The organism is Mangrovibacter yixingensis (genome assembly GCF_020523985.1).
GTDB lineage: Bacteria > Pseudomonadota > Gammaproteobacteria > Enterobacterales > Enterobacteriaceae > Mangrovibacter > Mangrovibacter yixingensis.
On sequence record NZ_JAIVKM010000001.1, the window covers coordinates 1,064,634 to 1,083,994 of the forward strand.

A 19,361-nucleotide genomic window follows, 5' to 3' on the forward strand; every position below is an offset into this window, starting at 1 on the left:
GGGGCCAGTCCCCCTATTGGGAGCCAGGCTATGTGGAATTACTCAGAGAAAGTGAAAGACCATTTTTTTAACCCGCGCAACGCCAAAGTCGTAGCAGATGCCAATGCAGTGGGGGATGTCGGCTCGCTGAGTTGTGGTGATGCATTGCGGCTGATGCTGCGGGTTGATCCTGAAACGCGGGTCATTCTTGATGCCGGGTTTCAGACCTTTGGCTGCGGGAGTGCAATCGCGTCATCTTCCGCACTAACTGAACTGATTATTGGCCATACGCTGGAAGAGGCCGGGCAACTGACCAACCAACAAATTGCAGATTATCTTGATGGTTTACCGCCAGAAAAAATGCACTGTTCGGTTATGGGCCAGGAAGCATTGCGTGCGGCTATCGCCCAGTATAACGGTGAAACCCTTGAAGACGACCACGAAGAAGGTGCGCTTATCTGCAAATGTTTCGCGGTTGATGAAGGGCAAATCCGGCGTGCGGTACTTGCCAACGGGTTGACGACATTGCAGGAAGTTATCAACTACACCAAAGCGGGCGGGGGATGCACAGCGTGCCATGAAAAAATTGAACTGGCACTCGAACAAATTCTTAAAGACGCCCCGGCAGTTGCAACCCAGGCCGTTGCACCTGTTGCTGCAGGTAATGACCCTGCCTGGCAGGCAGTGGCAGACACTGTTGCGGAGTTACGGCCTTATATTCAGGCCGATGGCGGTGATATGTCACTGGTCAGTGTTGAAGGTAGCCAGGTGCGTGTTTGCCTGAGTGGTAGTTGTAGCGGCTGCATGATGACTGATATGACGTTGAGCTGGCTTCAGCAGAAGTTAGTTGAACGGATGGGATGCTACATGGAAGTGATCGCTGCCTGAGCGTTTATTGACTGAGAGAGGAAGTCGGAATGAAACCTGTTTATCTTGATAATAATGCAACAACGCGTCTTGACCCAATGGTGCTCGAAGCAATGATGCCTTATCTCACTGAGCACTATGGTAACCCGTCCTCTATCCATGATTTCGGCGGGCCGGGACGTGTGGCTCTGGCCCGGGCAAGGTCACAGTTGGCTGCACTATTAGGGGCGAGCTATGAGAGCGAAATCGTTTTCACCTCTTGTGCAACTGAAGCGACATCGACTGCCATTCATTCGGCGGTGACATTGGCACCTGAGAAAAAAGAGATAATCACAACAGCGGTTGAACACCCCGCAACGCTGGCAGTTTGCGAAAACCTTGAACGAATGGGCTATACCATTCATCGCCTTGCCGTCAATGAACAAGGCGCGTTGGATCTGGAACAGTATCGTGCTTTGTTAAACCCCAACGTTGCGCTGGTCACTGTTATGTGGGCTAACAATGAAACAGGCGTGGTTTTTCCGGTTCCTGAAATGGCTGAAATGGCCCATGAACAGGGCATTCTTTTTCACTGTGACGCGGTGCAGTATGTTGGGAAATGCCCAATATCATTGGCGAATACCGCCATTGATATGCTCTCTTGCTCGGGCCACAAATTCCATGGGCCAAAAGGTATCGGCGCGTTGTATATCCGGCGCAATACGCGTTTTCGTCCTTTCTTGCGTGGTGGCCATCAGGAACGTGGCCGCCGTGCCGGGACTGAAAATATCGCCGGTATTGTAGGAATGGGGGCGGCCAGCGAACTGGCAGATATCCATATGCCCATGATGCAAAGTGGTGTAGTGGCGCTGCGAGACCGCCTGGAACAAGGGCTTGTGGCTCAGATTCCTCATGCGTTGATTATGGGCAAGGGCCAGCCAAGAACACCCAACACACTGAATATGGCATTCGAGTTTATCGAAGGTGAAGCCATTTTATTGTTGATGAACCAGGTAGGTATTGCCGCGTCAAGTGGTAGCGCTTGTACGTCAGGTTCACTGGAACCGTCCCATGTTATGCGGGCAATGTCGATTCCCTATACCGCGGCTCACGGCAGTATTCGCTTCTCTTTGTCACGTTATACCCGCGAAAAAGAGATTGATCATGTCATTGAGCAATTGCCAGATATTGTCTCCCGGTTGCGTACACTATCGCCTTACTGGCAAGAAGGTAAGCCTCAGGCTGCGATTACTCAGGACTTTTTGCCGACTTACGGTTAATAAGGCAGGTTTGCGATGGATGTGGTTATCAACGATACAACATTGCGGGATGGCGAACAGAGCCCCGGTGTCGCATTCCTGGCAAATGAAAAATTAGCTATAGCCCGTGCGCTGATTATGGCCGGGGTTAAGGAACTGGAAGTCGGGACGCCAGCGATGGGCGAGGAAGAGTGCCGGCGCATTCGGGAACTGCGTGATCATCTGCCAGATGCAACGATGATGACCTGGTGTCGAATGAATGCGCAGGAAATTCTGGCAAGTGCAGAGCTGGGTATGAATTGGGTGGATATTTCCATTCCATCTTCCGGTTTTCTTATGGCCTATAAGCTACACCAGCCCTGGTCGGATGTTGCCCCGCGTCTGCGCAAACTGATTATGCTTGCCCGTGAACAGGGTATGCAGGTTTGCATTGGGTGTGAAGACGCCTCTCGGGCGACTGATGATGAGCTACAGCGTATAGCTGAACTGGCGAGTGAGGCGGGTGCTCAACGCCTGAGGTTTGCCGACACACTGGGCATTATGGACCCTTTCAGTACCTGGAACCGTATTTCTACCCTGCGTTCACACTGGCCTGGTCAGCTGGAAATGCATGCTCATAACGACCTGGGGCTGGCAACCGCGAATACACTGGCAGCCGTTCGTGCCGGAGCAACTCATGTTAATACCACCGTGCTGGGGTTAGGTGAACGCGCGGGGAATGCGGCGTTAGAAAGTGTGGTTGTCTCGCTGCTAACCTGCCTTGGTGCAAACAGTGGTGTCAATTTGACCCACTTGTATGACTTGTGCCAACTGGTCGCGGTTGCGGCCGGGAGGCAAATAGATGCCCAGCAACCGCTGGTGGGTGGCCAGGTGTTTACTCATGAATCCGGCCTGCATGTGGCGGCATTGCTGCGCCATAAACAGAGTTACCAGGGAATAGACCCGGCGATACTGGGACGGGAATACAACCTGGTTCTGGGCAAACATTCCGGGCACCAAGCAGTAAGTGGTGTTTTCGCCCGGATGGGGTATGTGTTGAGCGAGCAACAATGTGATTCATTACTGCGTGCTGTTCAGGGATTTGCTGAACGTTTAAAACGCAATCCGGGTGATTTGGAATTGTTGCAAATGTACCAACAAACCTGCCCGGGCGACCTGGCCTGCTCAGGTTAAGGGGGCGACAGTGGAATGGTTTTATCAATTACCAGGCGTAAATGCGCTGGATTCGTTGGAAAGTTTTTTCTCCTTTTTTGACGTGCCCTGTGAACCTGAACGGTTACAGCGCGCATCAGTTCTTATTCTGCGAGAGTTTCGCCAACGCCTGCAAGATGCGGTCCCACTGCGCAACAGCCTGGAAAGTGACACTGACCCGGCCTGGCAGCTGGCCCGGCGTTTGCTCAATGAGAGCTATCTTGCAGTTTGTGAAGAACAAGGGGTATTACATGACTAAACCACGGTTTTCCTTTGGTGATGAAGTTCGTGTTGTGCGTGCTGTGCGCAATGATGGCACTTATCCTGGGCTGCAAAAAGGTGAGCTTCTGGTGCGCAGAGGCAGTATTGGCTATGTGCGCGAGTGGGGCGTGTACCTTCAAGAGCATATTGTCTACCAGGTCCATTTCCCTTCTGAAGGGCGAGTAGTAGGCTGCCGTGAGGGTGAGCTGATTGCTGCAGAAGTGTTCTGGGATGCCGGGTTATTCCAGTATGGCGACCAGGTTGAAGTGAACGCGACGCTGACGCTTAAAGGTCAGGTCGTTGCCGCTCCAGGGGCGATAGGCAAAATAACGGCAACCGGCCAGGGTTTGCAGGGCGAGAGTTTTACCGTCCAGTTTGGCGACCGCTTCTTACAAGTCCCGGCCCGCTTACTGCGACAGGTGGAGGTCGGATGAATACAGCCCAATTGCCCTGGCAACGCTTTGCCGCGTTGCAACTGGCAAAGCGCCACTGGAATTGTTTACCCGAAGAAATCACGGCAGATCAACAAAGCGCATTTCAGGCACAACTTGCCCGCCAGGTAACGCTGGAAATGGCTATTTGCCGCCATTACCCGGCCGACAATACTGTTGGGCAATTAGCGGCTCTGGTGCGCAAAGAACAGGCGGATTTTATGGAAACTCATGGGTTTACTCATGATGAACAACTGGCTGTTGCTGCCCACCAGGCACATGTTACTTCGGTAATGAATCGTATTGCCCGCAAGGCTCCGCCACCCGATGACCAGGAAGTGGTTGCCTGGTACCAGGCGAATGCAGCGCGTTTTTGCCGCCCGGCGCAAAGAAAAGCCAGGCATATTCTGCTTACTTGCGACAACGATGAAGACAGGTCGCCAGAAAGAGCACAAATCGCTGGAATTATTCAGTCTATTAGCGAAGACCCCGAAAGTTTTGCCGACCAGGCTCTGCGATTTTCCCATTGCCCAAGTGCAATGGATGGCGGATTACTGGGCTGGATAAGCCCAGGGCTGTTATACCCAGAACTTGACAGTTGCCTGTTTTCCCTTGAAAAAGGCCAATTAAGTGAGGTGGTGGAAACGGTGTTGGGGTTGCATATTCTACTCTGTGAGGATATTCGCCCGGCCGAAGCACTGGATGAAGCTGTGGCACTGGAAAAAGCACGTGCCTGGTTAACCGAACAAACAAGAAAGCGCTATCAACAACAGTGGCTGTCCAGCCTGCTAACGTTACCGGCCGCCCACTGAAAACTCTCTGCCAGCAGGCAGAGAGCCTTTGTTTTATGGGAATGTTTCACGGGAACGTTTTACGCGAACAGTGGGGTAATTTGCTCCAGCCAGCTATCGAGGCGTTCTTCACTCAGGTCATATTGATTATCCTGATCCAGAACCAGACCAACAAATTTCTCACCAACTAATGCGGCAGAATGGTTAAAGCTGTAGCCTTCATTGGGCCAGTCGCCAATCAGTTTTGCTCCACAGGCGCTCAGCACGTCATACAGTGGTTTCAGGGCGCTGACAAAGTTATCCGGGTATGCGACCTGGTCACCCAGCCCGAACAAAGCAACATGCTTACCCGTCAAGTCCACACCTTGCAGTGAATCCAGAAACTCCAGCCAGGATTCCGACTCACACCCTGATTCAATGCCGGGTAATTGCCCGTCGCCTAATGTGGGTGTCCCCAGCATCAAAACCGGATAAGACAAAAACGTTTCCAGAGATGTCCGGTTAATGTTTACGGGCGAATCTGCAGCGTCTCCCAGCTTTTTATGAATCAACTTCGCAATCTTGCGGGTTTTACCCGTATCAGAACCAAAAAAAATGCCGACATTTGCCATAACAGACTCCTTAGGTGGGCGTAACGCCAGGAAACTGACGCCATGATTTTTACCTGATAGTGCGAACAACGTGCCAGAGTTTCAGGTGCACAAAACTGGCGCAAAAATGCACTAAAAATGATCGTGATAGTGGGTATTGCGAGCAAAACAGTTGGCAAAAAAGCCAGTGGATCACAGCCTGGTGGTGAAAAAATGAGCTAAATTTGCGCTACGTCAATACCCACGCAGAAAATGGGACTACTGCTTGTTGGATTGCACGTTTTTCGCATGTGTAACGCAGAACCAATTTTGTTGTCTTTACGCACCAAATATTGTCGCAAAAGTGACAGGCCAGGTCGTTAACCAGAAGGGGGAGAGGATGAGTGATACGTTATCGTTCGTATCGGATGTTTATCCACAGGGTGAAATTGCCGATACGCTGTTACACCAGCAAAACGCGCTGTTCACTGCACTGGTGGCACAATCCGCCGTGGCTATCTCTCTTACTGATGCCGATGCGCGTATTGTTTATTGTAATACGGCATTTTGCCAGTTGACTGGCTACAGTGCTTCGCAATTAATCGGGCAAAATCACCGTATTTTGGCCAGCAGGCAAACACCACGTACTGTTTATGACGATATGTGGCACCACCTCACTCAGGGTACTCCATGGCGGGGACAGCTGATTAACCAGCGTTGTGATGGCAGCCTTTATTTAGGTGAAGTGGATATCACACCCATATTTGGTGGCAGCGGCAAAGTTGATTACTTTTTGGCAATGCAAAAAGACATCAGCGACAACTATGCGTTGCAACAACGCCTGCGCAACCATATGACACTCATCACAGCCGTTCTGAACAACATTCCGGCGGCCGTTGTGGTGACGGATGGCGAAGGCAATGTGGTTATGGACAACCTGGCCTATAAAACACTCTGTGCAGACTGTGGGGGCATGGAAGCTTTGTCGCTACTGGGTTACCAACATAATGAAGCCCGGCAGGAAGAGGGCAAAATCTTGCCGCTTATTGTCCGGGGAAAACGGCGTTGGTTCAACCTGAGCTACTGGCCTTTACCTGGTGTTAATGAAGAAGCAAGCCTCTACTTTACCGATAACGCTCAACCCCGCACTTTGGTGCTGGTAACCGACTGTACCGAACAGCATCAGCAACAACAACAAGGGCGACTTGACCGCCTGAAACAGCAGTTAACCTACGGTAAATTACTGGCAGCAATTCGTGAATCAGTGGATGCCGCTTTGGTGCAGCTTAATTGCCCCATCAATATGCTGGCAGCCGCCCGCCGACTAAATGGTGATGACCATGGCAATATGGCGCTGGAGTCTGCCTGGCGTGAAGGTGAGGCCGCAGTAAGCCGCTTGCAGGCGTGCCGCCCGGAATTAGATAACGAACCTCCAGGATGGTGGTTGTTGCAATCATTACTGGCTGATCTTTCAGCATTGTATCTTACCCGTTTCCAACCCTGTCATACGCTTAATGTCTCACTTGAAGACAGAGCAATTCAGGCGTTTGGGCACCGTATTCAGGTGCTGGCTGTCCTGAGCCTGTGGCTGGACCGTGCATTGGTCCTTGTGCAGGATTTACAACCTTTTCAACTGGAAATGCAAATTATTGGCAGCCGTGATGAGCGCTGGCTGACTCTCTACCTTACTGACAATATTCCCGTTCATCGGGCTCGATATAGCCAGACGACAGCGACCAGCCCTGGGCAGGGCATGGAACTGCGCCTGATGCAAACGCTGGTGGCCAACCACCAGGGGGCTATAGACCTGACAGCCGATCCCGATGGCGGAAGTTGCTTAACTATCAGGCTGCCGTTTCCGGCAGCTCCGACAGGAGGTACAAAATGACCCAGTCCCCGGATACGGGCAATGTCGTTTGGCGTTTTGATCTGTCGCAACAATTCACCGCAGTTCAGCGTATTAGCCTTGAACTCGGCCGCTGCAACAGTGTCAGCGATACTCTGCAGGCAGTGTTACGTATCCTGCATGATGATGCGTTTATGCAACACGGTATGATTTGCCTGTTCAATCATGAACGCGGCGCACTGACCGTTGAAGCCTTACATTGCGACAGGCAGCATATTGTCGGTAGCAGCAGCCAGGTACGTTACCGTCCTGGTGAGGGGCTGGTGGGCACAATTTTAAGTTCTGCTCAGTCAGTGGTTTTGCCTCGCGTGGCAGATGACCAGCGCTTTCTTGACCGGTTAAGCCTGTACGATTACGACTTACCCTTCATTGGCGTTCCGATCCCTGGCGATGACAAACCAATTGGTGTACTGGCGGCACAACCTATGGCTTTGTTTGAATCACGCCTTCCTGCCAGCACCCGTTTTTTAGAAACTATTGCCAGCCTGATTGCGCAAACAGTACGTCTGACTCACTACAGCCAGCCGAAAACCACAAGCGCTGTTCAACAACCGCCTCAGCCTGCAAATTGCCAGACGCCACGCAGCTTCAGCTTCGAAAATATGGTAGGCAGCAGCCCAACGATGCGCCAGATTCGTGAAGTTATCCAGCAGGTTGCTCGCTGGGATACGATGGTGCTGGTGCGTGGGGAGAGTGGCACGGGTAAAGAACTGGTCGCCAATGCCATTCATTATTCATCGCCACGGGCATCTGCGCCCTTTGTAAAATTTAACTGTGCGGCACTGCCCGACAATTTGTTGGAAAGCGAATTGTTTGGCCACGAGAAAGGCGCGTTTACCGGGGCAGTGCGTCAGCGGAAAGGGCGTTTTGAACTGGCAGACGGTGGAACACTGTTTCTTGATGAAATCGGTGAAAGTAGCCCGTCTTTCCAGGCAAAATTGTTGCGTATCCTCCAGGAAGGGGAAATGGAGCGTGTGGGCGGTGATGAAACCATCAAGGTGAATGTGCGTATTGTCGCCGCCACCAACCGTAATCTGGAAGAAGAAGTCCGGGCAGGGAATTTCCGGGAAGACCTTTATTATCGCTTGAATGTTATGCCGGTATCACTCCCGCCACTTCGTGAACGACAGGATGATATAGACCTGCTGGCACGGCATCTGGTTAACAAAATCGCGGCACATCAGGGGCGTTCATTACGTATCACGGATGGTGCCATTCGTCTGTTGTTGAACTATGCATGGCCCGGTAATGTGCGTGAGCTGGAAAACTGCCTCGAACGTGCGGCAGTGATGAGCGACAACGGTGTGATAGACCGCGATGTCATTTTGTTCAACCACAATGAAGCCTTGCCACTGGTCAGTAAAATGTCTGCCGGCCCTGTGTCGGATGAAGACTGGCTTGATCAAAGCCTGGATGAGCGCCAGCGCATTATCGCCGCGTTAGAAAAAACAGGATGGGTTCAGGCGAAAGCCGCCCGTTTGCTGGGGATGACTCCACGCCAGGTTGCCTATCGTATCCAGATTATGGATATCAATATGCACCGTTTCTAAAAAATTGTGATCTTTGGCACATTGTCAGGTCTGTGCGGTAATGTTGACAATCTTTTATGGCATGGATGCCATTTAATATGTTGTTTTTAAATGGTTTTATTTCTGTGTGGAACTGGTTCAGCCTTTGCAATAGTGGGATATCATTCACGAACCGGAAGAGATTATGGCGCCTTGTCCTTCATCACAAACTGCGCGTAGCTGCCGTACTGACAACAGTGCACAGTTCACCGCGCTACAGGCCAGCAAAGTTGCGCATCACCCGTGTTACTCATCCAGTGCACATCACCAGTATGCCCGCATGCATCTGGCTGTGGCGCCCGCCTGTAATCTGCAATGTAACTACTGCAATCGTAAATATGACTGCAGCAATGAATCCCGTCCGGGTGTGGTGTCACAAGTGCTGACACCTGAGCAGGCAGTGGCAAGAGCGGTAGCTGGTGCCAGCGTGATGCCGCAATTATCCGTGGTGGGTATTGCTGGTCCCGGCGATCCGCTGGCAAACATTGGCCGCACGTTCTCCACTCTTGCTTTACTGCGTGAACAATTGCCAGATATCAAACAGTGTCTTTCCACTAACGGGCTGATGTTGCCGGCAGTAACCGACCGCATTATTGATAGTGGCGTTGATCATGTCACTGTCACTGTTAACGCGATTGACCCGGATATTTCTGCAAAAATTTATGCCTGGCTTTGGGTGGATGGTGAGCGCTACAGCGGCCGGGAGGCAGGGGAAATCCTGCTGGCACGCCAGGAAGAAGGCGTCAGGAAGCTGACAGAGAAAGGCATACTGGTGAAAATCAATTCCGTGCTTATTCCGGGAATTAATGACCGCCATTTAGCCCGGGTAAGTGAAGCCGTTCGTGGCTGGGGCGCGTTATTACACAATGTTATGCCGCTGATTGCACGCCCTGAACATGGCACGGTGTTTGGTCTTAATGGGCAGCCAGAACCCGATAGCGCGATGGTGGATGCAGTGCGTGCCGAATGTAGCCCAATGATGCCGCAAATGGCACATTGCAAACAATGTCGTGCAGATGCCATTGGCATGTTGGGTGAAGACCGCAGCCAGAGTCTGCCGTTGGCTGAAATGGAAAAACAAGCACGTCCGGGCCCGGACCAGGTGCATAAACGGGCCGCTATCCAGGCGCGTATTGCAACCCGTGGCGCTTCCGATGACCCGTTGGCTTGTCTTGTTGCGGTGACAACTTCCCGTGGGGATGTTATCGACTGCCATTTCGGGCATGCGCAACGAGTGCAAATCTACAGTCTCTCTGATGCCGGTGTCGTTTTGGTTAATGAGCGCTTTATGCCGCAATACTGTAAAGGGCCGGATTCTTGTGAAGGCGATGAGCAGCAGGCACCAGAAGCGCGTATGGCCGCAATTCTGGCGCTACTTGGCGATGTAAAAGCGGTATTCAGTGCACGTATTGGCTATGGCCCCTGGGTCAAACTGGAGCAGCAGGGGATCCAGCCTTGTATTGAAGGTGCCTGGCAGAATGTAACTGATGTGCTGGCCCGGTGGTGGGCGGTGCGTCGCCAGGCAGGAAACTTGCTTAATGAACAGGGGGCCGCCTGATGCCGGAAGCCATTTACTGGTTACAACGCCTGTACGACAACTATGCCAGCGGGCGTGGGCATTTTCCTGAAACAATGGGCCTCGATAGTGGGGCCTGGTCGCTTTTAGCGCGCACATTGCAGTGTGATGAAGCACCACCCGTTATTGCGGAAATAGCCGCGAGGCGAGCGCTTGCCACCACGTTGCTGCAACCGCGCCTTGCGGAGCGGGACCAACTGGCTTTGTGGCTAAAAGGGTATGCACAAAGCCCATTGCCTTTGTACTGGCTTCTGGCCAGCGCAGCAATGGGCTTCAACCATTTGTGGGAAGACCTGGGGCTGGATTCCAGGTCGGAACTGGGCGACTTGATGAGCGACTGCTTCCCTCAACTGGTTGTAATGAATGACAAGAAAATGCGCTGGAAAAAATTCTTTTACCGTCAGCGTTGCCTGCAACAAGAAGGTGACCTGGTTTGCCGTTCGCCAAGCTGCGACGACTGCTGTGAATGGGTACACTGTTTCGCGCCGGAAGGTGAACACTAAAAGGGTGTAATGTGTGGTTACGGTTTCTTTAACTGGCTGATTCTAAAATAATAAAATTAAGCGATATGGGCGAGCTTCAGCTATATCTCATTTACTTGGCTGGCGTTCACTTATATACTCCTCAAAATTTTGGAAAACCGCAACCAGACGGACTTCATGTACCAACCTGTCGCGTTATTTATCGGGCTACGTTATATGCGTGGCCGTGCAGCAGACCGCTTCGGTCGTTTTGTTTCCTGGCTTTCTACCATCGGCATTACGTTGGGTGTGATGGCGCTTGTCACAGTGCTTTCTGTGATGAATGGGTTCGAAAAAGAACTGCAAAACAATATCCTTGGCCTGATGCCTCAGGCTGTCATTTCTTCGTCTTCCGGGTCAGTTAACCCAGAAAAACAACCAGCCAGCGCATTACATCTTGCTGGCGTGAAGCGTATTGCGCCATTAACAACAGGCGACGTAGTTCTGCAAAGTGCCCGCAACGTTGCGGTTGGTGTCATGCTGGGCATTGACCCCGCGCAACCGGACCCGCTTACACCATATCTGGTGGGCGTGAAACAGAGCCAGTTAGCACCTGGAAAATACAACATCATTTTGGGTGAGCAGCTTGCGGGCCAGTTAGGTGTGCGCACGGGTGATGAAATTCGCCTGATGGTGCCATCTGCCAGCCAGTTCACGCCAATGGGCAGGATCCCGAGCCAACGCCTGTTTACTGTGGTGGGTACCTTTGCCGCTAATAGCGAAGTGGATGGCTACCAGATGCTGGTCAATATTCAGGATGCTTCCAGAGTTATGCGATACACCCCGGGTAACATAACCGGGTGGCGGCTATGGCTGGATAATCCATTGTCGGTAGATACCCTGAGCCAACAGGCATTACCTGCTGGCATGGTCTGGCATGACTGGCGTGAGCGCAAAGGCGAGCTTTTCCAGGCGGTACGCATGGAGAAAAACATGATGGGGCTGCTTTTGAGCCTGATTGTGGCCGTTGCTGCGTTCAACATTATTACCTCACTTGGCTTGCTGGTAATGGAGAAGCAGAGTGAGGTTGCCATTTTGCAAACCCAGGGGCTGACCCGTGGCCAGATTATGGCGGTATTTATGGTCCAGGGTGCTGGTGCCGGTATCATTGGTGCACTGGCAGGTGCAGGGCTGGGGGTGCTGCTCGCCAGCCAGCTTAATACACTGATGCCGATTATTGGTGCCATGCTTGATGGTGCTGCACTTCCTGTGGATATTAACCCGGTTCAGGTAACTGTAATTGCGCTGGCCGCCATGGCTGTTGCACTGTTATCAACGTTGTACCCTTCCTGGCGCGCTGCCGCCACTCAACCTGCTGAGGCTTTACGTTATGAGTAACCCTAACCTGTTGCAATGCGACAATTTGTGCAAACGCTACCAGGAAGGTGCGGTGCAAACAGATGTACTGCATAACGTAAGCTTTGCGATGGCACCTGGCGAGATGATGGCGATTGTCGGGAGTTCTGGCTCCGGCAAAAGTACATTGCTGCACTTGTTGGGTGGGCTGGATACGCCAACTTCCGGTGACGTAGTGTTCGGCGGTAAATCCCTGAGTAAGATGTCCTCTTCAGCGCGTGCAGAATTGCGTAACCGAGAACTGGGCTTTATTTATCAATTTCATCATCTGCTGCCCGACTTTACGGCGCTGGAGAATGTTTCGATGCCTTTGCTGATTGGCAAAGGCAAACCGGCTGAAATTGAAGCAAAAGCCCGTGAAATGCTTGCAGCGGTTGGGCTTGAGCATCGTGGTCATCACCGCCCGTCAGAGCTGTCTGGTGGTGAGCGTCAGCGTGTGGCGATTGCGCGTGCTTTGGTCAATAACCCGCGTCTGGTACTGGCAGATGAACCCACGGGTAACCTTGATGCCCGTAATGCGGACAGCATCTTCGCACTGCTTGGTGAACTGAACCAGCGGCAGGGCACGGCATTTTTGGTGGTTACCCACGATTTGCACCTGGCAAAACGCATGTCACGCCAGCTAGAAATGCGTGACGGGCACCTGAACCCGGAACTGACTATTATGGAGAGCCGCTAATGGCATCGCCTCTGTCGCTACGAGTGGCGCTGCGCTTTAGCCGTGGGCGCCGTAAAGGCGGGATGGTATCGCTAATTTCGGTGATATCAACCATTGGCATCGCTCTTGGTGTTGCGGTTTTGATTATCGGCCTGAGTGCAATGAATGGCTTTGAACGCGAATTGGATAACCGCATTCTGGCCGTGGTTCCACATGGCGAAATTGAGCCGGTAAACCAGCCGTTTGTGCAATGGCAGTCTGTTCTGGGACGGGTTGAGAAAGTCAAAGGTATTGTCGGTGCGGCACCTTATGTGAACTTCACCGGGCTGGTAGAAAGTGGAACCAGCCTGCGTGCTATTCAGGTCAAAGGGGTGGACCCCGCGCAGGAAACCCATATCAGTGCTTTGCCGCAATTTGTGCAAAACCATGCATGGGATAATTTCCGGGCGGGAGAACAGCAAATTATTCTGGGTAAGGGTGTGGCTGATGCGCTGAAAGTTCATCAGGGTGACTGGATATCAATTATGATCCCGAACTCAGACAGCGCCGGAAAACTACTGCAACCTAAGCGTATTCGTTTGCATGTCAGCGGTATTTTGCAACTGAGCGGCCAGCTTGATCATAGCTTTGCGATGGTGCCTATGGCTGACGCTCAACAATATCTTGATATGGGTGATAGCGTCACTGGTATTGCCATTAAAGTGAAAGATGTTTTCCACGCCAATAAACTGGTGCGTGATGCCGGTGAAGTCACCAATGCGTATGTTTATATCAAAAGCTGGATTGGTACTTACGGTTATATGTACCGTGATATCCAGATGATTCGCGCCATTATGTACCTGGCTATGGTGCTGGTTATCGGCGTGGCCTGCTTTAACATTGTTTCCACCCTGGTGATGGCGGTAAAAGATAAAAGCAGCGATATTGCGGTACTGCGTACTCTTGGTGCGAAAGATGGTCTGATTCGCGCAGTGTTTGTCTGGTACGGTTTAATGGCCGGGTTAGTTGGCAGCCTGAGCGGTGTAGTAATCGGTGTGCTCGGTGCCTGGAACCTGACTGCCATCATTGGTGGTATTGAAAAATTGATAGGCCACCATTTTTTATCCGGCGATATCTACTTTATTGATTTCCTGCCCTCGGAACTGCATTGGGAAGATGTGGTGATTGTATTGCTGACAGCAATTGTACTGAGCCTGTTAGCCAGTTGGTACCCGGCACGGCGCGCCAGCCGTATAGATCCAGCCAGAGTGCTCAGTGGTCAATAAAGAGAGGGAGTTGCAGGGAGAGGCGAAGGCTTCTACCCTGAACACCAGAAGCGGCGATGCTGCTTACCACCCTGGCAGCAAATAGCCTTATTTTTCAAGCACACGCTGTTTTGCTAATGGTTTACTTTGGTAACACTGTGCGCAAGGGTGAAGATGGAGAGGGCGTAGCCCGGCATTCAGGAATACAACCAGGGGTTGATATGCAATCGCGGCGTTTACACCAACAGTGCCGTTTCAAAAAAAATAAGCGCCGCCTCCGGGAGCGGTTACGCCAACGTATTTTTTTCAGAGACAGAATGGTACCGGAAACGATGGAAAAACCAAAAGTTGTCGTCCTTACAGGCGCAGGTATTTCAGCAGAATCAGGTATCCGTACTTTTCGTGCAGCTGACGGGCTGTGGGAAGAGCACCGGGTGGAAGATGTAGCAACCCCCGAGGGGTTCGCACGCGATCCGAAGTTAGTGCAGGCATTTTATAATGCCCGCCGTAGCCAGCTTCAGGCACCAGAGATAAAACCTAATGCCGCACACCTGGCGCTGGCTCGACTGGAAGCCGAGTTAGGTGATAATTTCTTGCTTGTTACGCAAAATATCGACAATTTGCACGAACGCGCCGGTAATAAACACATTATTCATATGCATGGTGAGCTGCTGAAAGTTCGCTGCTCTCAAAGTGGCCATATCTACAAGTGGAACCAGGATGTAACGCCCCAGGACCGGTGCCATTGCTGCCAGATTCCGGCTGTACTGCGGCCACATGTTGTATGGTTTGGTGAAATGCCGCTGGGTATGGATGAAATTTACCACGCACTGGCTGGTGCGGATTACTTTATCGCGATTGGTACATCTGGCCATGTATACCCGGCTGCGGGTTTTGTACACGAAGCACGCCTTCAAGGTGCACATACCGTAGAACTGAACCTTGAGCCAAGCCAGGTAGGTAACGAATTTGAAGAGTGCCATTACGGTCTGGCAAGTGAAGTGGTGCCGGAGTACGTTGAAAAATTGCTGCAGAGCCTGAAACTGGCCTGAGATTCAGCTTTCTGTGAGTAATAAAAAACCGCGGTGAACGCGGTTTTTTATTGCCTGAATGGGCCACCTCAGCAAAATGTGGCCCGGACAGTTGAGCGTTACCGCCCAGCTTTCAGTTTTTGGAACAGCGATTCGTACAATGTACTGGCGTCGCCCACATCATTTTGCCATTCACCTTTTTCCAGCACATCGGCGTCCGGGTAGAGCGATTTGTCTTCAGCGATGTTTTTCGGCAGAAGTTTCCGTGCTGCCAGGTTTGGTGTCGGGTAACCAATGGTTTCGGCAACCTGTTTGGCAATATCCGGGCGCAGCAGGAAGTTAATCAGCTTCAGGGCACCCTCTACATTTTTCGCATTAGCCGGAATAGCCAGGTTATCCATCCAGAAAATTCCACCTTCTTTAGGCCAGATGACATCCAGTGGCGTTCCAGCCTGGCGAGCTACATATGCGGAGCCATTCCAGATCATACCCAGGTTAACTTCCCCTTCCATATAAGGGTTGGCCGGGTTGTCGGAGTTAAATGCCGCGACATTGGGCATCAGTTTTTGTAGTTCGTGGTAAGCCGCTTCAATTTCTTTAGGGTCGGTGGTATTACCGGAATAACCCAGTTTACGCAGAGCAATCTGGAAGACTTCACGCGCATCGTCGGTCAGCAACAAGCTGTTTTTATATTTCGGATCCCACAGATCTGCCCAACTGGTGACTGTTTTTGGGTCAATTGCATCGGTATTAACCCCAATGGCGGTTGCGCCCCAAATATAAGGAATTGAGTAGTCATTGTTTGGGTCAAATGGCTTATTGAGCATGGCCGGGTCAAGATTATGGAAGTTGCTCAATTTGCTTTTATCAATTTTCTGCAACATGCCTTCTTTGCGCATTTTCGCCACATAGTATGTAGAAGGCACCACCAGGTCATAGGCCCCGGTTTTGTACGTCTTGAGCTTTGCGTACATGGTTTCATTCGACTCGTAAGTCGAATAGATAACTTTGATACCTGTTTCTTTGGTGAACTGCTCCAGCAGGCCCGGCGGCACGTATTCAGTCCAGTTGTAGAAATAGACTGTATCTTTGTCGTTTGCATGGGCGGCGCTGGCACCCAGCATGAGCGCGCCAGCGGCAAGCAGGTGGCGTGACCATTTTTTCATTTTAACGTCCCCTGAATTTTCGTTTTATCACGAAGGATGAGTTGACTGGCAAAAACCAATGCCAGTGAGAGCACCAACAAAATGGTAGCCAGCGCGTTCACTTCAGGTGAAACGCCGACTTTTACCATCGAGTAAATCTTCAACGGCAGAATTTCATAACCTGGACCGGTTACAAAGGACGACACAACCACGTCATCCATCGAGAGCGTAAAGCTTAATAACCAGCCAGCAGCAACGGCAGGCATAGCCAGTGGCAAAATAATCTTACGCAGGATAGTGACTTCACTGGCCCCCAGGTCTTTAGCCGCTTCCAGCATACGCACGTCAAACCCTTTGAGCCGTGAATAAACGGTAACGACGACAAAAGGAAGGCAGAAGGTAATGTGAGAAAACAGCAGTGACCAGAAGCCAAGGGAAATCCCCAACAACATGAACAACACCAGCAATGAAATCGCCATGACAATATCGGGCGACATCATCACCACAAATAACATGCCACTCACAAAAGGCTTACCGCGGAAATGATAGCGGTAGAGCGCTACTGCTGTTAATGAACCAATCAGTGTGGCAAATGTGGCGGAAAAAACAGCCATTGTCAGTGAGTGCTGTGCTGCCTGAATAAGGCTGTCGTTGTTGACCAGCAGGTTGTACCATTTGGTGGTAAAACCCTGCCAGTTGATCCCAAAGCGTGATGTATTAAACGAGTTAATAATCAGAATAATAATAGGGATATACAGATACGCGTAAATGGCGGACATAAAACCGCCGCGCAACAGGCGACCGATCATTCTAGTTCCACCTTCTTATTCAGCAGGCGTGCAGCACGCCAGTAAACCAGTAGCATCAGCCCCATGACTAGCGTCAGTGTAATACTGGTGGCCGCGCCGAACGGCCAGTCGCGGATATTCAGGAACTGGCTCTTAATCACATTACCGATAAGCAGGTTTTTTGCGCCGCCCATCAGGTCGGAGACATAAAACAGCCCCATCGCAGGAAGCATAACTAGCAGGCAACCGGCGATAATACCTGGCATGGTGAGAGGAATAATAATGCGCATAAATGTTTGGAGTTTACTGGCCCCCAGGTCTTTTGCTGCTTCCAGTAATGGTTTATCCAGTTTTTCGATGCTGGAGTACAGCGGCATCACCATAAACGGCAGCAGGATATATACCAGGCCAATAATGACTGCTGAAGGGGTGTACATAATGCGTATCGGGGTATCGATAATCCCGGTCCACAGCAGAAACTCGTTCAGGTAACCGCGGGTGCTGAGGAAAATTTTCAGCCCATAGATACGAATCAGTGAGTTGGTCCAGAACGGTACAATCAGCAGAAACAGCAATAACGGCCGAACTTTCTCTGGCAGACGCGCCAGAAACCACGCGAAGGGATAACCCAACAGCAGGCAGGCGAGTGTCGCCATAAATGCCATATTCAGCGAGTGTAGCAGCACCTCCGCATAGAGCGGATCCAGCAGGCGGGTATAGTTATCCAGTGAGAAAACCAGCTTGACGAAGTTGGCGTCATCACGGGTCAGGAAACTGGTGGCGATGATCATCATATTGGGCAGGAAAACAAACAACAGCAGCCAGCCAACGATGGTCGCGATAACAATATTCTGGAATTTACGCGAGCTCTTCATCTGCCAGCACAACCTCCCAGCTTTCTACCCAGTTGATAGCCATTTTTTGATCCAACGAGTGGTCAAAGTCAGGATCATCTTCGTTAAAAAACTCACTGACCATGACCATTTTGCCGTTTTCGAGTTCAACCGTGGATTCCAGTGTCATCCCTTTATAGTTGCGCTCGCGGACATAACCAATCAGCCCTTCAGCCTTAGCCTGACCATGTACTTCCTCAACCCGCAAGTCTTCCGGGCGCACCAGCACGTTCAGTTTCTGCCCTGGTACTATGGGGAAGTTGACATAAATATGGCATTCACGGCCTTCAACATCGGCGCGCACGCGTTGTTCATCCACCCGTTCAATTGCAGTCGCGGAGAAAATATTTATTTCGCCAATAAAACTCGCGACGAATAAATTCTTCGGCTCTTCATAGATTTCTCTCGGGCTGCCATCCTGCTCAATTTTGCCGTCACGCATGACCACAATACGGTCACTCATCGTGAGTGCTTCTTCCTGATCATGAGTCACAAACACAAATGTAATACCCAATTTACGCTGCAGCGCTTTGAGTTCATTTTGCATTTGCTTGCGTAGCTTATAATCCAGCGCTGACAATGATTCGTCCAGCAGTAACAGGCGGGGTTTATTTACCACTGCACGAGCTATTGCCACACGTTGCTGCTGGCCTCCCGATAACTGGTGAGGTTTGCGCTGTGCAAAACTTTCCAATTGCACCATTTTCAGTGCTTCCATCACTCGTGGGGAGATTTCTGCTGACGGCGTTTTCTGCATTCTCAGCCCAAAAGCAACGTTATCAAACACTGTCATATGCGGGAAAAGGGCGTAGCTCTGGAAGACGGTATTAATGTGGCGCTGCTCAGCCGGAACCTGGGTGATATCGTGGTCCTCAAGGCGGATAGCCCCGGCATCAACAGTTTCAAGCCCCGCAATCAGTCGCAGGACCGTGGTCTTCCCACACCCGGAAGGGCCAAGGAGAGTAAGAAATTCGCCATTATTGATGGTCAGTGACAAATCTGAAATAACTGTTTTACCATCAAATGCTTTTTGAATCCCCGCCAGTTGCACTAACGGTGAGAGCGAATGTGATTGTGTGTTCAATTGTGCTTCAGTCCCTAAATGACGTATCAGTGCCGATACGGGGTTTGTGATTAACCACCTTGAGGTCGGGTTCATGATTAAGGGCTGGCATTCTACGGCAAACGGCCCCTACATCCAATGATTGTTCCGCCTGGCTTAGGTGAAAAACACCATATTTAAACTACGTTTAATCAGAGCACCTTGTGATGACAGGGGGAAGCACAGTAATTGATCCACAACCAGAAGATTATTTATTGACGATTGCCCGGAAAAAGTGACCTGAAA

General features: G+C 51.2%; 19 protein-coding genes. 14 read left to right on the forward strand and 5 right to left on the reverse strand.

What is annotated here, in order from left to right:
• The first annotated feature begins 30 nt into the window (after positions 1 to 30).
• The 6 genes from nifU to nifM are packed head-to-tail and all read left to right on the forward strand — an operon-like array spanning position 31 to position 4,779.
• Positions 31 to 867 (forward strand): Fe-S cluster assembly protein NifU, encoded by an 837-nt coding sequence (gene nifU / locus LC084_RS04960; RefSeq protein WP_226571138.1) that lies wholly within the window; start codon positions 31 to 33, stop codon positions 865 to 867.
• A gap of 29 nt (positions 868 to 896) precedes the next feature.
• Positions 897 to 2,105, forward strand: a complete 1,209-nt coding sequence (nifS, locus tag LC084_RS04965) for a cysteine desulfurase NifS (protein ID WP_226569871.1) — start codon at positions 897 to 899, stop codon at positions 2,103 to 2,105.
• A 15-nt stretch (positions 2,106 to 2,120) separates the two neighbouring features.
• Positions 2,121 to 3,257, forward strand: a complete 1,137-nt coding sequence (gene nifV, locus LC084_RS04970; RefSeq protein ID WP_226569872.1) for a homocitrate synthase — start codon at positions 2,121 to 2,123, stop codon at positions 3,255 to 3,257.
• Positions 3,258 to 3,267: 10 nt separating this feature from the next.
• Positions 3,268 to 3,534 carry a nitrogenase-stabilizing/protective protein NifW gene (locus LC084_RS04975; protein ID WP_226569874.1) on the forward strand — a complete coding sequence of 89 codons (267 nt, stop codon included), beginning with the start codon at positions 3,268 to 3,270 and terminating at the stop codon, positions 3,532 to 3,534.
• Entirely contained in the window at positions 3,527 to 3,970 is a 444-nt protein-coding gene (locus tag LC084_RS04980) for a nitrogen fixation protein NifZ (protein WP_226569876.1), read from the forward strand. Before LC084_RS04975 ends, LC084_RS04980 begins: the two co-directional genes overlap by 8 nt.
• Positions 3,967 to 4,779 carry a nitrogen fixation protein NifM gene (nifM, locus tag LC084_RS04985; protein ID WP_226569878.1) on the forward strand — a complete coding sequence of 271 codons (813 nt, stop codon included), beginning with the start codon at positions 3,967 to 3,969 and terminating at the stop codon, positions 4,777 to 4,779. The genes LC084_RS04980 and nifM overlap by 4 nt, the downstream gene beginning before the upstream one ends.
• A 59-nt stretch (positions 4,780 to 4,838) precedes the next feature.
• On the opposite strand, the gene LC084_RS04990 is transcribed toward nifM, so the two are convergent.
• Positions 4,839 to 5,369, reverse strand: coding sequence for a flavodoxin (locus LC084_RS04990; RefSeq protein WP_226569881.1), 531 nt, complete (start codon positions 5,367 to 5,369; stop codon positions 4,839 to 4,841).
• 358 nt (positions 5,370 to 5,727) lie between these two features.
• Between LC084_RS04990 and LC084_RS04995 the strand changes: the two genes are divergently transcribed.
• The 8 genes from LC084_RS04995 (at position 5,728) to cobB (ending at position 15,208) form a co-directional block, all read left to right on the forward strand.
• Entirely contained in the window at positions 5,728 to 7,215 is a 1,488-nt protein-coding gene (locus LC084_RS04995) for a PAS domain S-box protein (protein ID WP_226569882.1), read from the forward strand.
• Entirely contained in the window at positions 7,212 to 8,783 is a 1,572-nt protein-coding gene (gene nifA, locus LC084_RS05000; RefSeq protein ID WP_226569884.1) for a nif-specific transcriptional activator NifA, read from the forward strand. The genes LC084_RS04995 and nifA overlap by 4 nt, the downstream gene beginning before the upstream one ends.
• Positions 8,784 to 8,946: 163 nt before the next feature.
• Complete coding sequence (gene nifB / locus LC084_RS05005; RefSeq protein ID WP_226569886.1) at positions 8,947 to 10,359, forward strand: nitrogenase cofactor biosynthesis protein NifB; 1,413 nt, start codon at positions 8,947 to 8,949, stop codon at positions 10,357 to 10,359.
• On the forward strand, positions 10,359 to 10,880 hold the full coding sequence (locus LC084_RS05010) for a nitrogen fixation protein NifQ (RefSeq protein ID WP_226569888.1): 522 nt from the start codon (positions 10,359 to 10,361) through the stop codon (positions 10,878 to 10,880). Before nifB ends, LC084_RS05010 begins: the two co-directional genes overlap by 1 nt.
• Positions 10,881 to 11,036: 156 nt before the next feature.
• Positions 11,037 to 12,236, forward strand: coding sequence for a lipoprotein-releasing ABC transporter permease subunit LolC (gene lolC, locus LC084_RS05015; RefSeq protein WP_226569890.1), 1,200 nt, complete (start codon positions 11,037 to 11,039; stop codon positions 12,234 to 12,236).
• Positions 12,229 to 12,933, forward strand: a complete 705-nt coding sequence (lolD, locus tag LC084_RS05020; protein WP_226569892.1) for a lipoprotein-releasing ABC transporter ATP-binding protein LolD — start codon at positions 12,229 to 12,231, stop codon at positions 12,931 to 12,933. Before lolC ends, lolD begins: the two co-directional genes overlap by 8 nt.
• Complete coding sequence (lolE, locus tag LC084_RS05025; RefSeq protein ID WP_226569893.1) at positions 12,933 to 14,177, forward strand: lipoprotein-releasing ABC transporter permease subunit LolE; 1,245 nt, start codon at positions 12,933 to 12,935, stop codon at positions 14,175 to 14,177. The genes lolD and lolE overlap by 1 nt, the downstream gene beginning before the upstream one ends.
• Before the next feature lie 200 nt (positions 14,178 to 14,377).
• Entirely contained in the window at positions 14,378 to 15,208 is an 831-nt protein-coding gene (gene cobB / locus LC084_RS05030) for a Sir2 family NAD+-dependent deacetylase (RefSeq protein WP_226571139.1), read from the forward strand.
• 98 nt (positions 15,209 to 15,306) lie between these two features.
• Here cobB and potD read toward each other — a convergent pair whose 3' ends face one another.
• From potD to potA, 4 genes are read right to left on the reverse strand one after another with little or no spacing between them, the layout of a single operon-like run.
• Positions 15,307 to 16,353 carry a spermidine/putrescine ABC transporter substrate-binding protein PotD gene (gene potD, locus LC084_RS05035; protein WP_226569895.1) on the reverse strand — a complete coding sequence of 349 codons (1,047 nt, stop codon included), beginning with the start codon at positions 16,351 to 16,353 and terminating at the stop codon, positions 15,307 to 15,309.
• On the reverse strand, positions 16,350 to 17,141 hold the full coding sequence (potC, locus tag LC084_RS05040) for a spermidine/putrescine ABC transporter permease PotC (RefSeq protein ID WP_226569897.1): 792 nt from the start codon (positions 17,139 to 17,141) through the stop codon (positions 16,350 to 16,352). Before potC ends, potD begins: the two co-directional genes overlap by 4 nt.
• Complete coding sequence (potB, locus tag LC084_RS05045; protein ID WP_226569899.1) at positions 17,138 to 17,995, reverse strand: spermidine/putrescine ABC transporter permease PotB; 858 nt, start codon at positions 17,993 to 17,995, stop codon at positions 17,138 to 17,140. The genes potC and potB overlap by 4 nt, the downstream gene beginning before the upstream one ends.
• On the reverse strand, positions 17,979 to 19,097 hold the full coding sequence (potA, locus tag LC084_RS05050; RefSeq protein ID WP_404808326.1) for a spermidine/putrescine ABC transporter ATP-binding protein PotA: 1,119 nt from the start codon (positions 19,095 to 19,097) through the stop codon (positions 17,979 to 17,981). The genes potB and potA overlap by 17 nt, the downstream gene beginning before the upstream one ends.
• Positions 19,098 to 19,361 lie beyond the last annotated feature (264 nt).